This is a genomic window from Bacillus sp. AMCV2, assembly GCF_056033925.1.
The window spans coordinates 762,825-778,046 of record NZ_JBVYIB010000002.1; the positions used below are offsets into that span (position 1 = coordinate 762,825).

General features: G+C 50.3%; 12 protein-coding genes. All 12 read left to right on the forward strand.

Annotated elements, in window-relative coordinates; all coding sequences use genetic code 11:
- Positions 1 to 58: 58 nt before the first annotated feature.
- Positions 59 to 1,342 (forward strand): ABC transporter substrate-binding protein, encoded by a 1,284-nt coding sequence (locus AC0OMA_RS04030; RefSeq protein WP_474221933.1) that lies wholly within the window; start codon positions 59 to 61, stop codon positions 1,340 to 1,342.
- A complete protein-coding gene (locus AC0OMA_RS04035; protein ID WP_003233835.1) occupies positions 1,339 to 2,268 on the forward strand; it encodes a carbohydrate ABC transporter permease in 930 nt (309 codons plus the stop codon). Before AC0OMA_RS04030 ends, AC0OMA_RS04035 begins: the two co-directional genes overlap by 4 nt.
- A 3-nt stretch (positions 2,269 to 2,271) precedes the next feature.
- Positions 2,272 to 3,162, forward strand: a complete 891-nt coding sequence (locus AC0OMA_RS04040; RefSeq protein WP_047182239.1) for a carbohydrate ABC transporter permease — start codon at positions 2,272 to 2,274, stop codon at positions 3,160 to 3,162.
- A 15-nt stretch (positions 3,163 to 3,177) separates the two neighbouring features.
- Entirely contained in the window at positions 3,178 to 4,212 is a 1,035-nt protein-coding gene (yesR, locus tag AC0OMA_RS04045) for a rhamnogalacturonyl hydrolase YesR (RefSeq protein ID WP_047182240.1), read from the forward strand.
- Between the two features lie 22 nt (positions 4,213 to 4,234).
- Positions 4,235 to 6,520: a transcriptional regulator YesS gene (yesS, locus tag AC0OMA_RS04050; RefSeq protein ID WP_063335649.1), complete on the forward strand. Its 2,286-nt coding sequence runs from the start codon at positions 4,235 to 4,237 to the stop codon at positions 6,518 to 6,520.
- A 13-nt stretch (positions 6,521 to 6,533) separates the two neighbouring features.
- On the forward strand, positions 6,534 to 7,232 hold the full coding sequence (rhgT, locus tag AC0OMA_RS04055) for a rhamnogalacturonan acetylesterase (protein WP_080467354.1): 699 nt from the start codon (positions 6,534 to 6,536) through the stop codon (positions 7,230 to 7,232).
- A complete protein-coding gene (locus AC0OMA_RS04060) occupies positions 7,225 to 7,887 on the forward strand; it encodes a YesU family protein (protein WP_063335651.1) in 663 nt (220 codons plus the stop codon). The genes rhgT and AC0OMA_RS04060 overlap by 8 nt, the downstream gene beginning before the upstream one ends.
- Positions 7,884 to 8,510 (forward strand): YesL family protein, encoded by a 627-nt coding sequence (locus AC0OMA_RS04065; protein WP_046340215.1) that lies wholly within the window; start codon positions 7,884 to 7,886, stop codon positions 8,508 to 8,510. Before AC0OMA_RS04060 ends, AC0OMA_RS04065 begins: the two co-directional genes overlap by 4 nt.
- Positions 8,511 to 8,648: 138 nt before the next feature.
- Positions 8,649 to 10,493, forward strand: a complete 1,845-nt coding sequence (gene rhgW, locus AC0OMA_RS04070) for a rhamnogalacturonan lyase (protein WP_474221934.1) — start codon at positions 8,649 to 8,651, stop codon at positions 10,491 to 10,493.
- A 46-nt stretch (positions 10,494 to 10,539) separates the two neighbouring features.
- Positions 10,540 to 12,378, forward strand: a complete 1,839-nt coding sequence (gene rhgX / locus AC0OMA_RS04075; protein ID WP_474221935.1) for a rhamnogalacturonan exolyase — start codon at positions 10,540 to 10,542, stop codon at positions 12,376 to 12,378.
- Between the two features lie 158 nt (positions 12,379 to 12,536).
- Positions 12,537 to 13,190, forward strand: a complete 654-nt coding sequence (locus AC0OMA_RS04080; protein WP_003233813.1) for a rhamnogalacturonan acetylesterase — start codon at positions 12,537 to 12,539, stop codon at positions 13,188 to 13,190.
- A 7-nt stretch (positions 13,191 to 13,197) separates the two neighbouring features.
- A complete protein-coding gene (yesZ, locus tag AC0OMA_RS04085; protein ID WP_474221936.1) occupies positions 13,198 to 15,189 on the forward strand; it encodes a beta-galactosidase YesZ in 1,992 nt (663 codons plus the stop codon).
- Positions 15,190 to 15,222 lie beyond the last annotated feature (33 nt).

Consider the following 15,222-nt stretch of genomic DNA (forward strand, 5'->3'; position numbering starts at 1 on the left):
CCCTATCCGAACGCTTTAAAATAAAATGTAAGCACTTACATTAAAAGGGGGGATTGGTTTGAAGAAGATTTGTTACGTGCTGTTATCCCTTGTCTGCGTCTTTATTTTCAGCGGATGTTCAGCAGGTGAAGAGGCCTCGGGAAAAAAAGAAGACGTTACACTCAGAATCGCGTGGTGGGGCGGGCAGCCAAGGCATGATTATACAACAAAGGTAATTGAACTTTACGAAAAAAAGAATCCGCACGTCCATATTGAAGCGGAATTTGCGAACTGGGATGACTACTGGAAAAAGCTCGCGCCCATGTCTGCCGCCGGCCAGCTTCCGGATGTCATTCAAATGGATACCGCTTACTTAGCCCAATACGGAAAGAAGAACCAGCTGGAGGATTTAACGCCGTATACAAAGGATGGAACGATTGACGTCAGTTCAATCGACGAGAATATGCTGTCGGGCGGAAAAATCGACAATAAGCTATATGGATTTACGCTAGGTGTCAACGTGCTGTCTGTGATTGCCAATGAAGATTTGCTGAAAAAAGCCGGTGTGTCTATCAATCAGAAAAACTGGACGTGGGAGGATTACGAGAAGCTGGCGTATGATCTTCAGGAAAAAGCCGGTGTCTACGGTTCCAACGGAATGCATCCGCCTGATATTTTCTTCCCTTATTATTTGCGCACAAAGGGTGAGCGCTTTTATAAAGAAGACGGCACTGGCCTCGCGTATCAAGATGATCAGCTGTTTGTCGATTACTTTGAGCGGCAGCTGAGGCTGGTGAAAGCGAAAACGTCCCCAACACCTGATGAAAGCGCACAGATTAAAGGGATGGAAGACGATTTTATCGTCAAAGGCAAATCAGCGATTACATGGAACTACTCCAACCAATATTTGGGCTTTGCCCGGTTGACAGACTCGCCTTTGTCTCTCTATCTGCCGCCGGAGCAAATGAAGGAAAAGGCGCTGACAATGAAGCCGAGTATGCTGTTTTCCATTCCGAAAAGCTCTGAGCATAAAAAAGAGGCAGCGAAATTTATTAATTTCTTCGTGAATAATGAGGAAGCGAACCAGCTGATTAAAGGCGAGCGAGGCGTTCCAGTCTCCGACAAGGTGGCGGATGCGATTAAACCGAAGCTGAATGAGGAAGAAGCCAACATCGTGGAGTATGTAGAAACCGCGTCAAAAAACATCAGCAAAGCCGATCCGCCAGAGCCTGTGGGAAGCGCGGAGGTCATCAAGCTGCTGAAGGATACGTCAGATCAGATTCTGTATCAGAAGGTATCGCCGGAAAAAGCCGCCAAAACGTTCCGGAAAAAGGCCAATGAGATATTAGAAAGGAATAATTGACGGGAAATGGGGCTGACGCAATGAAAAAAAGCCGGAGTATAAGAAAAGACAATCTGGCGGGATATGCTTTTATTTCTCCGTTTATCATCGGGTTCCTATGCTTTACAGTAATTCCGATGGGGGCGTCCCTGTTTCTGTCCTTCACGAGCTATGACTTGTTTACGGCGCCGAAATGGATCGGGCTCGACAACTTTAAGGAAATGTTTACGGGTGACGAAAAGTATTGGCAGTCTCTGAAGGTGACGTTTACGTATGTGCTTGCCGGGGTTCCGCTCCGCCTCGGCTTCGCGCTTTTTATCGCTGTCATTTTAAACAATGCAGCAAAAGGAACGGCCATTTACAGAACGCTCTTTTATCTGCCTTCGATCATCGGCGGGAGCGTCGCCGTGGCGATTATGTGGCGCAATATTTTTGGCAATGACGGGGTCATCAATGCGCTGCTGTTTTTTGTCGGGATTGATCAAAAAATTCTTTGGTACCAGAATCCGACAAGTGCGCTGTGGACATTGATTCTGCTGTCCGTCTGGCAGTTCGGGTCGTCAATGCTGATTTTTCTGGCCGGGCTGAAAAACATTCCGTCTTCGTATTTGGAAGCGGCAAGTGTGGATGGGGCAAATCGGGTGCAGCGTTTCTTCAAGATCACACTTCCGATTCTTACACCGATTATTTTCTTTAATCTTGTGATGCAGACGATTTCTGCTTTTATGACATTTACACCTGCCTATATCATTTCGAAGGGCGAGGGCGGGCCGCTTGACGGGACACTTCTCTATTCGCTTTATTTGTTCCAGCGTGCGTTTAACTATTTTCAAATGGGCTACGCATCGGCGATGGCGTGGGTCATGCTTGTCATTGTCGGGCTGATTACGCTCATATTGTTTAAAACATCGTCATATTGGGTTCATTACGAGTCAAAGGAGGAATGACGGATGGAGCCGGTCAACGAGCCTGTCAGGAAAGCCCCGGTTTTTGAAAGAAAAAAAGCCGGGCGCGTCAGTCCCAAACGCATACTGTTCCATGTTTGTACAGGAACACTGGCGGTGTTACTGCTGTACCCGGTCATTTGGCTGTTTGTCAGCTCGTTTAAAGAAAGCGCCAGTATTTTTACAACCTCTCATTCACTCATTCCAGACCCTTTTATTCTCAGTAACTATGCTGAAGGGTGGAAGGGTATCGCGGGACAGCCGTTTCTGACGTTTATTAAAAACTCGGCGATCATTGTCGGACTGTCAACAATCGGTGCCGTCCTGTCATCGGCTGTCATTGCGTACGGATTTGCGCGTATTCCATTTAAGGGAAAAAAGTTTTGGTTTGCGTGCATGATGGGGACGTTAATGCTGCCTCATGAAGTATTGATGATTCCGCAGTATATTATGTTTGCGAAATTAGACTGGCTGAATTCCTTTAAACCAATTGTCGTTCCGCAATTTTTCGGGCATGCGTTTTTTATATTTCTGATGATCCAGTTTATCAGGACGATTCCCGAGGAGCTGGATGAAGCCGCGCGAATCGACGGATGTGGGCGCTTTGCCTGCTTTTGGCGGATCATTCTCCCGCTGATTGCCCCCGCGCTTGCGACGTCTGCGATTTTCTCCTTCTATTGGAAGTGGGAGGAGCTGATTCAGCCGCTCTTGTATTTGAATAAGCCGGAGCTTTACCCTGTTTCACTTGCGCTGAAGCTTTTTCTCGATACAGAGTCGGCTTCGAACTGGGGCGCGATGTTTGCCATGTCGGCCGTCTCGTTATTGCCTGTGATTCTTGTATTCTTTTTGTTTCAGAAATATATTGTTCAGGGCATCAGTACGACCGGATTAAAATAAAAAGGAGTGTTGCAGATGGCACAGCTTATTTTTGATGAAGAAAAGGTGACGTCGGTTATTGACCGGATCGTGAAACGGACATTTCAGATGGATTTTGCGTGGGATTGGCCGGGCGGCGTCGCGTTTTACGGCGTAGCGGAGGCCTATGAAGCGACAGAAAACGAGGAATATATCAATCTGTTAAAAACGTGGGTGGATGAACAGCTGGAGGATGGGCTGCCGCCGCTTTCGATCAACGGTGTTTCCATCGGGCATACGCTTTTGTTCCTTCACAAGGTGACGGGCGATGACGCGTATTTGGAAACAGCGGCCGAGATGGCGGAATATGTGCTGCATAAGGCGCCGCGCTTTGGCGAGGGTATCCTTCAGCATACGGTGAATGCGGCAGAATACGTATTCCCTGAACAGGCATGGGCGGATACGCTGATGATGGCTGGGCTGTTTATGCTGAGAATCGGGCGGGTCATGGAGCGTGAGGATTATTTTGAAGACGGCCTGCGCCAGTTTCACGGACATGAGGATGTGCTTCAGGACCCTGTCACGAATTTGTACTACCACGCCTGGGACAACAAAGCGAAAAATCATCTGTCGGGGATTTATTGGGGCAGGGCGAACGGCTGGGCGGCACTCACGATGGCAAAGGCGCTCCCGCTCATTGAGGTGACACATCCTTCCTTTATGATCATCGACGGATCGCTCAGAGACCAGCTGAGCGCGCTTGTCCGGCTTCAGGATGAATCAGGGCTGTGGCATACGATTTTGGATGATCCGGATTCTTATCTGGAGGTTTCGGCATCAGCGGGAATTGCTTCTGCTCTGATGTCGAGCGGAAAGTTGTATACAAAATATGTGCAGAAATCGCTTGCCGCCATTTTGGATGCGGTGGAAGAGGACGGACGGGTCAGCAAGGTATCGGCCGGGACAGCCGTCATGAAAAATGCCGAAGGATACAAACAGGTGCCTTACAAACGAATACAAGGATGGGGGCAGGGACTTGCGCTGACGTTTCTTGCTGATGTTTTGAAAACGAAAAAACGCGTGTATCAGTAAAGACAGCGGCGGGGGGAAAGGGATGAAAAAACAGCCTCAACAGAAGGAACGGGTTTCTCGCTGGAAGGGAACGTATTTCAAAAGAAACTTTGTCTTCATTTTGCTGATTGCCTGTATTCCCGGATTGCTGACTGGCGGCGCAATCTACTTTCTTTCAATCGACAAGGTGGAGAAAGAGCTGCAGAGATCGCATGAAACACAGGTGGCGCGTGAGGTCAGCCGAATGGATGAGAAGCTGGGAGTGCTTGAACTGGCACTCACCCAGATGGCCTACGATTCTTCACTGATGAACGGATTGGCCGAGAGGGATTTGGAGAAAGACTTTACGTTCTCCTATCAATTAACGAAAAAGCTGTTTCTTTTGCGGGACCAGCAGCCGCTGATCGAGCAGGCTTCCATCTTTCTGAACAGCCCCCGGCCACTTGTGCTGAGCCCTGAATACAGCGCTTTGACAGAACAGGAGGCGCTTCGCAAGTATCGCTCGCTGCTTTCCTCAGACTACAGCATTTATTGGAAACGGTCGGGAAACCAAGCGATGCTGATCCAGCTCATTCCGGGCGCGGCGGAGAAACCGTTCGGCGCGATCATGCTGGCGGTTGATCCGAAAGAAATGGAATCAATCCTGCAAAGCTTGTCCCCCTATCCTGATGGCAGTGCGCTGCTTTTAGATCAAAATCGAGAGGTGCTGTTTCATGAGGGGGAAAAAGATTTTGAAAAGACTTTACTTCATGAGATAAAAAAACAGCCTGCTGAGAACGGCCATTTTCAGATGGAATGGGAAGGCAAGGTGTATTCTGTCTCCTTTGGAGAAATGAACCGGATGCATCAGCAATGGACCTTTGTGTCAGCGGCGCCTCTTTCAGCTATTACAGCGCCGATGGTGTTTTTATCAAAAGTGATCATCGTGATGCTGGTCATTTGCATCGGTTTGGCGGTATGCATGACATGGTATGCATCAAAAAAAATCTATCGTCCCATTCAGCATTTGCTTGGCTTGTTTACCGGAGGAGAGAAGAAAACATGGCAGGCGTCCGGGCAGGATGAATTCAAGTGGATTGAAAAGAGATGGCAGGATCTATCCCTTGAAAGCCGGAAGCTCCAAGAGCAGCTCCTGCGGCAGACGCCCCATATGAAAAAGAGTTTTTTGCAGCATCTCTTGCAGGGCGATTTTTACTATGACAACGAGGAAAGCCTCAGATTGCGGATGGAGGAGGCTGGCTGGAACATCGGCGGAAACGCGTTTCATGTGCTTGATCTACAGGTGACAGGGCTCCGTTGTGAAAAAAGCATCTTCCGTGAAGGTGATGAACAGCTTGCCGTGTTTACCCTGACCAATCTGGCTGAGGAATTGGCGGATAAACGCGTTTTTCAGCTCTCCATACTTGATATCGGCCGGCTTTCTGTCACCGTTCTTGTGATGAAAACAAACAGCTCTGATCTGAAGGCGTATATAACGGAGCTGGCACGCCAATTTGGAGATGTAACCGGACTATGCCTGACCTCGACATCGAGCAGCAAGACGGAGCGTGTCACGGAAATCCCTTCTTTATTTCAGAATGTGAAAAGCGGCAAATCCCGCAGGAAGTTTTCTAACCGGGATCAGGTCATTGATTTGCAGGCCGACTTCCCTCAGGAGGAGCAGTTCGCTCCTTATTACCCTTTTGAGCTGGAAAAACAAATTGTTCAGGCCATCCGGCTGGAAAGAAAACAGGAAGCCAAGGAACTGATAGATGGATGTATGAAGGAACTGTCGGAAAAAGCGGCCATAGACAGGCATGTGCATTCCGCCCTGATTCAGCTGTTTTCCCGCATTCAGGAGGATATTTTGCATTCCGGGCTCAATCCCAGCGAACTGTTTCAGCATCGGAATCCGTTTCTTGATATTTCAGAATTGCGCGAACCCAATGAAGCGGCGGCCTGGCTGATGGATGTAGTGGTGACGCCTTACCTTTCCAAGCTTGAGGGCAGAAAAAACAGACAGCAAAAGCATCTGGCAGAACGTGTGATTGCGATGATTCATGAACAGTATATGGCGGACATTTCATTGGAAAGCTGTGCCGATGCGCTTGGCATGAATTCATATACGTTAAGCAAGGCATTTAAGCAAGTGACCGGCATTAATTTTATCGATTATGTGACCCAGATCAGAATCGAAAAGGCGAAAGAACTGCTGGTCAATACGAATAAAAAAATTCATGACGTGTCAGAAGAAGTCGGCTACCGCCACAATTACTTTAACCGGATTTTTAAAAAACAGGTCGGCATGCCGCCGGGTGTCTTCAGGCAAATGTATCAGGAAACGCCGTGAAAGGAGAGAACATGTGATGAAGAAACCGATTCAAGTATTTTTAGCGGGGGATTCCACTGTGAGTGACTGCCCGCCTCATGAAGCGCCGATGGCGGGGTGGGGGCAGGTATTCGGGCAATTGTTTTCAGAAGAGGTAGTGGTGCACAATCATGCTAAAGGTGGAGCGAGCACCAATTCTTTTGTGGAGGAAGGAAGGCTTCAAGCAATTGCCGAACGCATCACACAAGGCGATTATTTGTTGATTCAATTCGGCCACAATGATCAAAAACCGCGGGGGACGAAGCCGTACTCCACATTTCAGCAGTTTCTTACCTTGTTTGCAGATACGGCACGCGAAAAGGGCGCGCATCCTGTTTTCGTCACATCGGTGCAGCGCCGCCGCTTTGATGAAAACGGACGGATCGAGCATACGCTCGGTGAGTATCCCGATGCGATGAAAGCACTGGCGAAGGAGCTCGATGTACCTGTGGTTGATCTGCTTGCGAAAACAAAGGTGCTGTATGAAGCATACGGGCCGGAGGAGTCGAAGCGATTGTTCGTTTGGTTTCAGCCGAATGAACATCCGAATTACCCGGACGGCATTGAGGACAATACGCATTTTTCGGAAGAAGGTGCAATGGAGGTTGCGAAGCTTGTGGCAGAAGGCATTGAAGAGCTCGGACTTCCGCTTAAGGACCATCTTGTGAGCCGGGAGGGGAAAGAACATGTATAAGGAAGGCGCTTGCCTGTATCGCAATCCGCTCCGGTCTAAAAGCGATGTGAAGGACTGGCGGATGGAGGGAGGCGGACAGATCTCATTTGACGATCACAGCTTGCACCTGTCACATGTCCAGGACGAAGCGCACTTTGTCTTTTGGTGTCCGGAAACCTTTCCAGACGGCATCATTGTGACATGGGACTTCTCTCCGATCGAGCAGCCTGGACTGTGTATGCTGTTTTTTGCCGCTGCGGGTATAAGCGGCGAGGATTTGTTTGACCCAAGTCTCAGGAAAAGAACAGGAACATACCCTGAGTATCATTCAGGAGATATCAATGCCCTCCACCTGTCATATTTCCGCAGAAAATACCCGGAGGAAAGAGCATTCCGCACCTGCAATTTAAGAAAAAGCCGCGGTTTCCACCTCGCCGCAATGGGGGCCGATCCGCTGCCTTCTCCAGACGACGCTGATTCTCCGTATCGTATGAAGCTGATCAAAGACAAAGGCTATGTGCATTTTTCAATCAATGGTCTGCCCATTCTTGAGTGGATGGACGACGGCAGCACATATGGGCCTGTGTTAACAAAAGGAAAAATCGGGTTCCGGCAGATGGCCCCCATGAAAGCCGCTTACAGGGATTTTGCCGTACATCAAGCGGTGAGAAGATGAAGACGACTGTAACGGATGCGCTTTATGCAGGCTGCGAAGCGGTGGTGAAAATAGCATGGCTCAACGGTCTGTGGCTGTTGTTTACACTTTTGGGCGGCGTTCTTTTCGGATGGGCGCCGAGCACAGCCGCGATGTGTGCCGTTATAAGGAAATGGCTGATGGGGCAAAAGGATGTCCCGGTATTTCCTTTATTTCTCGATACCTATAAAAAAGAGTTTTTCAAGGTTAATGCGATCGGATTGGCGTTTTCGGCTCTTTTGCTCATATTGTCCGCGAACTATCATTATTTTTCTGCCAGTACGGATTGGCTGTCCTTTGCCGTAACAAGCTGCACGCTGCTTGCAGGGCTTTTGTATATCATCGCGCTGATGTATGTGTTTCCCCTTTATGTGCATTACCAGCTCCCGCTTCGCAAATATATTCCGCAGGCACTGCTTTTTGGCGCCATGAGACCGCTGACGACCGGCTGTATGCTGATCGGGTGCGGATTTGTCCTTTATTTGCTGTATACGCTTCCTGGCCTGATTCCGTTTTACGGCCCATGTTTATTTGGGCTTGTGTTGATGTTTTTTGCTCTTAGGGGATTTCAAAAGACGGAGGCCCAGCATCATCAAGCCGGGTAACAAAAAAATGACAAATACGCAAAAAAGTGCAGTGTCCGAAATAGGCAGATGCAAAAAAGTGAAATTGAAGACAGCTCACACAGCGCATAAAATCCAATTTAAGTAAGCGCTTACAGATAAATGAGAAGGAGCTGTCTGATGATTACACGAAGGAAACGCATGTTTACTGCTGTTACGTTGCTGGTCTTGTTGGTGATGGGAGCCTCTGTATGTCCTGTGAAAGCTGAAGGGGCAGCGCGGCAGATGGAAGCGCTGAACCGGGGGCTTGTAGCGGTCAAGACGGACGGGGGCATTTTTGTCAGCTGGCGGTTTCTTGGAACCGAAAACGCATCTGTTTTGTTCAATGTGTACAGAGCCGGGCAAAAACTGAATGCTGCGCCTGTCAAAACCACGAACTATGTGGATAAAAACGGATCGACGGGCTCAACGTATACGGTTCGAGCTGTTGTAAACGGTACCGAACAGCCGGCTTCTGAAAAAGCCTCCGTATGGGTGCAGCCGTATCATTCCGTCCCGCTGGATAAACCGGCTGGCGGCACGACGCCAAAGGGTGAAGCTTACACGTACAGCGCTAATGACGCAAGTGTTGGCGATGTGGATGGTGACGGGCAATACGAGCTGATCCTGAAATGGGACCCTTCTAACTCAAAAGACAATTCACAGGATGGCTATACGGGTGACGTGCTGATTGACGCATATAAACTGGACGGCACAAAGTTATGGCGGATCAATCTCGGCAAAAACATCAGAGCGGGCGCGCACTACACCCAGTTTATGGTGTATGACCTTGATGGTGACGGAAAAGCGGAAGTGGCAATGAAAACGGCAGACGGGACAAAAGACGGCACGGGCAAAGTAATTGGAAATGCCAATGCTGATTACAGAAATGAACAGGGGCGTGTGCTTTCAGGCCCTGAATATCTCACTGTGTTTCAAGGTTCAACCGGGAAAGAGCTTGTCACCGCAAATTTTGAACCGGCGCGCGGCAATGTGTCGGATTGGGGAGACAGCTACGGCAACCGTGTTGACCGTTTTCTCGCCGGCATTGCCTACCTTGATGGACAGCGGCCGAGCCTGATCATGACCAGAGGGTATTACGCTAAAACCATGCTAGTTGCCTATAACTTCAGGGATGGAAAGCTGTCAAAGCTTTGGACGCTAGACTCCTCAAAGTCAGGAAATGAAGCGTTTGCCGGACAGGGGAATCACAACCTGAGCATCGCGGACGTTGACGGGGATGGAAAAGATGAGATTATTTTCGGCTCAATGGCTGTTGATCATGACGGGAAAGGCATGTACTCGACCGGCTTAGGCCATGGGGATGCCCTCCATACAGGAGATCTTGATCCGGGCCGGCCGGGGCTTGAGGTGTTTCAAGTTCATGAGGACAAAAATGCAAAATACGGCTTATCTTTCCAGGATGCTGCAACCGGAAAAATCCTTTGGGGCGTTTATGCCGGCAAGGATGTAGGCCGGGGAATGGCTGCTGATATTGACCCGCGTTATCCGGGACAGGAGGTGTGGGCAAACGGTTCTCTCTACTCAGCGAAAGGGGCCAAAATTGGAAGCGGGGCTCCGTCCTCTACCAACTTCGGCATCTGGTGGGACGGCGATCTGCTGCGGGAACAGCTGGACAGCAACAGAATTGATAAGTGGGATTATCAAAACGGCGTATCGAAAAATGTGCTGACTGCATCAGGCGCAGCATCTAACAACGGCACAAAAGCAACACCGACGCTTCAGGCTGATCTGCTCGGTGACTGGCGCGAGGAAGTCGTGTGGAGAACGGAGGACAGCAGTGCTCTGCGCATTTACACGACGACCATTCCGACTGAGCACAGGCTGTATACGCTGATGCACGATCCGGTGTACCGGCTTGGCATCGCCTGGCAAAATGTCGCCTATAACCAGCCGCCGCACACAAGCTTCTTTTTAGGAGACGGCATGGCGGAACAGCCAAAACCAAATATGTATACGCCTTAACTGAAAGGGGGGAAGGAACGGGCTGCGCGCAGCCCGTTCCCATCAAATGAAACCAAAAAAGAGGCAAATGGAATACTTGACCAGAGGTTTGATTGCGGTAAAGACAGATCAGGGCGTGTTTGTCAGCTGGCGTTTTCTCGGAACAGATCATGAGACGACGGCTTTTCACCTTTATCGGGATGGAAAGCGGATCACCCGCGATCCAATCGCTGAAAGCACTAATTTTCTCGATCAAAACGGAACGGCTGACTCTGTTTATCAAGTGGCGGCTGTCAATAAAGGACGGGAGGAAAAGCTTTCCAAGGAAGCTCGTGTCTGGCAGGAAAATGTTCTGGAGGTTCCGCTTGCCAAACCGGAAGGCGGTGTGACGCCGGACGGAAAGCCGTACACTTACAGCGCCAATGATGCCAGTGTCGGGGATGTAGACGGGGATGGAGAATATGAAATCATCCTGAAGTGGGACCCGTCTAATTCCAAAGACAACGCCCATGACGGATATACCGGGGAGGTGCTCATAGATGCCTATAAACTGGACGGCACCTTTTTGTGGCGCATCAACCTCGGCAGAAACATCAGGGCGGGCGCTCATTACACGCAATTTATGGTGTATGACCTGGATGGTGACGGAAAAGCAGAAATCGCCATGAAAACAGCTGACGGCACAACAGACGGGAAAGGACATATCATCGGTGATGAGCAGGCCGATTTTAGAAACGAACAGGGCAGAATTTTGTCCGGTCCGGAATATTTGACCGTGTTTAAAGGAGAAACCGGTGAGGCACTCACGACCGTGGAATATGAACCGCCCCGCGGCAAGCTGGAGGATTGGGGAGACGGCTATGGAAACCGGATGGACCGTTTTCTCGCTGGGATCGCTTATTTGGATGGGGAGCGGCCGAGCCTTGTTATGGCGCGCGGCTACTATACGAGAAGCGTGCTCGTGGCATACGATTTCAGAAACGGAAGGCTCAAAAAACGATGGGTATTTGACTCCAACCAGCCGGGACATGAAGCGTACGCAGGACAGGGGAACCACAGCTTGAGCGTGGCGGACGTAGATGGAGACGGAAAAGATGAAATCATATACGGCGCAATGGCGGTCGATCATGACGGAACCGGCCTGTATACAACGGGGCTCGGGCACGGAGACGCGATGCATGTAGGGGATCTGGACCCGTCACGAAAAGGGCTTGAAGTGTTCCAGGTGCATGAGGACGCCACAAAGCCGTACGGACTGTCACTGCGAGATGCCGGAACCGGTGAGATATTATGGGGCGTCCATGCTGGAACTGACGTTGGCCGGGGCATGGCGGCTCATATTGATCCAAGCTACAAAGGGGCGCTCGTCTGGGGAATTGATCCGCCGGGCAATGATGGCATGTCGTATGGGCTTTTCACGAGCAAAGGCGAAAAAATCAGTGACAAAGCGCCCGCTTCAGCCAATTTCGCCATCTGGTGGGACGGCGATCTGGTCAGAGAACTGCTTGATCATGACTGGGACGGAACGATTGGCAGGCCAAAGATTGAAAAATGGGATGCTGAAAAGCGCTGTCTGAAGACGATATTTCAGCCGGCCGGCGTGTTGTCCAACAACGGCACGAAAGGAAACCCGGTTCTTCAGGCCAACCTGTTCGGAGACTGGCGGGAAGAAGTGATATGGAGAACGGAAGACAGCAGCGCGCTCCGTATCTATACAACGACACATCTCACCCGCCACCGCTTTTACACGCTGATGCATGATCCGGTTTACAGGCTCGGCATCGCCTGGCAGAATACCGCCTACAACCAGCCGCCGCACACGAGCTTTTACCTCGGAACGGGAATGAAAAAACCGCCGAAGCCCGCCCTGTACATAGCGGGAAGCAAAGCGGAGGCGCCGCTGTAGGAGGACTAAGGGATAAGACGCAAAGGCTGAACGCTACGACAAGATGATTAACGAACGGGCAGGACAAACCAATGCTCAAGCGCCTGTACGCACCGGTCTTTTTCAAGGGAAGAGCTATCCGTGATGGAAGCTGTATAAAAAACGAGGGGGAATGAAAAATGGCAAATCATATTTATCTTGCCGGCGATTCGACTGTTCAAACGTATGGAGACAGCACAAATCAAGGGGGCTGGGGGCAGTTTCTCGGCTCACATCTGCCGGAGCATATTCAAGTGATCAACAGAGCGATCGGGGGAAGAAGCTCGAAAACATTTGTGGAAGAGGGCAGGCTTCAGGCAATCCTCGATGTGATCGAGCCGGATGATTGGCTGTTCGTGCAGATGGGCCATAATGACGCGTCGAAAAATAAGCCGGAGCGCTACACCGAGCCCTACACTACTTATAAACAATATTTAAAGCAGTATATCGCTGGCGCGCGGGAAAAAGGCGCCCATCCGCTTCTCATTACCCCCGTAGCCCGCTTTCATTACGAAAACGGCGTGTTTTTGAACGATTTTCCTGATTACTGCATTGCCATGAAGCAGACGGCTGAAGAGGAGAATGTCCAGCTCATTGATCTGATGGAGAAAAGCCTTGCTTTCTTTACTGAGAAGGGCGAGGAAAAAGTATACACCTATTTTATGATTTCAGAAGGGATTAACGATTACACGCATTTTACAAAAAAAGGCGCAAATGAAATGGCGAAACTTGTGGCAAAAGGCATAAAGGAGCTCGGCCTGCCATTGACAGAATCGATCATCAAAGAAAGGTGAAAATGTGATGAGAAAACTCTATCATGGCGCTTGCTATTATCCGGAATTATGGGATGAAGAGACGATTCAGCAGGACATTGACATCATGCGTGAAGTTGGCGTAAATGTTGTGCGGATCGGCGAATTTGCCTGGTCTGTCATGGAACCTGAAGAAGGAAAAATTGACGTCGGTTTTTTCAAAGAAATCATCGCCCGGCTGTATGATAGCGGGATCGAAACGATTATGTGCACGCCGACGCCTACCCCGCCGATTTGGTTCTCACACGGCCGGCCCGAACGCATGCATGTCAATGAAAAAAGAGAGATCATGGGGCATGGCTCCCGTCAGCATGCCTGTACGAACAACCCGTATTTTCGAAAAAAAGCCGCCGTCATCACCACAGCCATCGCCAAGGAGCTTGGCCGGCTCCCGGGGCTGATCGGATGGCAGCTAGACAATGAGTTTAAATGCCATGTTGCAGCATGCATGTGTGAGACATGCATGCGCTTATGGCATGACTGGCTCAAAAATCGCTACGGAGTGATTGAACGCTTGAATGAAGCTTGGGGTACCGATGTGTGGAGCGAAACCTATCAGACGTTTGAGCAAGTCCCGCAGCCGGGACCGGCCCCGTTTCTGCATCATGCCTCTTTACGCACTATGTATCAGCTGTTTTCGATGGAGATGATCGCTTCGTTTGCGGATGAACAGGCCAAAATCATCCGCTGCTATTCAGATGCGCCGATCACGCATAACGGATCAGTCATGTTCAGCGTGGACAATGAGCGAATGTTTCAGAATCTCGATTTTGCCTCCTATGACACGTACGCTTCGCAGGAAAACGCCTCTGCCTTTTTATTGAACTGTGATTTATGGAGAAATCTGAAACAGGGGCGCCCGTTTTGGATTTTGGAAACGAGTCCGTCGTATGCCGCCTCGCTTGAAAGCTCCGCTTACCCGCACGCAGACGGGTATTTGCAGGCTGAAGCCGTATCGTCCTACGCCTTAGGAAGCCAGGGGTTTTGCTACTGGCTATGGCGACAGCAGCGTTCAGGCAGCGAGATTTCCCACGGTTCGGTTCTCAGTGCATGGGGCGAACCCACCATCGGCTACCAAAATGTGCTGGCGGTTGAGCGGGCAAGAAAGGAAATCGAGCCTGTTATTCTATCAACTGAACCCGTTCAAGCCGAGGCGGCGATGACTTACTCTGACAGAGCAAAAGCATTTATTAAAACTGAGCCTCACCGGGGGCTCCGGCATCGTTCGCTTGTGATGCATTTTTATGAACGTATTCTCAACACGGGGATTCACCGTGACCTTATTCCGGAAGGCGCTCCACTGGACGGCTACCGCTTGCTGTTTACGCCATTTGTGCCGTATTTGTCTTCTGAATTTATCAAAAAAGCTTCGGCATTCGCTGAAGCGGGCGGCATCTGGATCGCCGGTCCGCTGACAGGAGGGCGCACATGTGAGCATACCATTCATACCGCTTGCGGACTTGGCGAACTTGAGAAAACGTCAGGGATCAAAACACTGTTTACCTTTCCGATGAATGAGAACGTGAATACAGGAAAAGCGTTTGGCATCACGGCGCCGCTTGGGCTGTGGAGCGCGGTGTTTGACACAGAGAGCGGAAACACCCTTGGCACGGTTGAATCAGGACCGGGGGCGGGCCATGCTTTTCTGACGGAACGGAATTACGGCGAGGGGAAAATTGTCATGCTGGGCTCGCTTCCATCCGGGAAAGAAGGGGATGCGATGCTGGAAGCGCTCGTCAGGCATTACGCGGAGGAAGCTGTTATTTCCAGCCGGTCGGATGTTACGCCCGGCACGATCGTTGCCCCGCGCAAAGGCGATAGCGGCCTTGTGTGGATCATCGTGAATATGGATGGAAAAGGAGGAAGTGTGACACTGCCGGAAGCGGGAACAGATCTGTTGACGCACCGCTTGGAAAAGGCGGGGAGGCTGGCGGTCGGACCGCATGAATACCGTGTGATTCAATTTGACAATCACAGCTGATTCTTTGCATCGAATCAGCTTTTTTCTATGGAG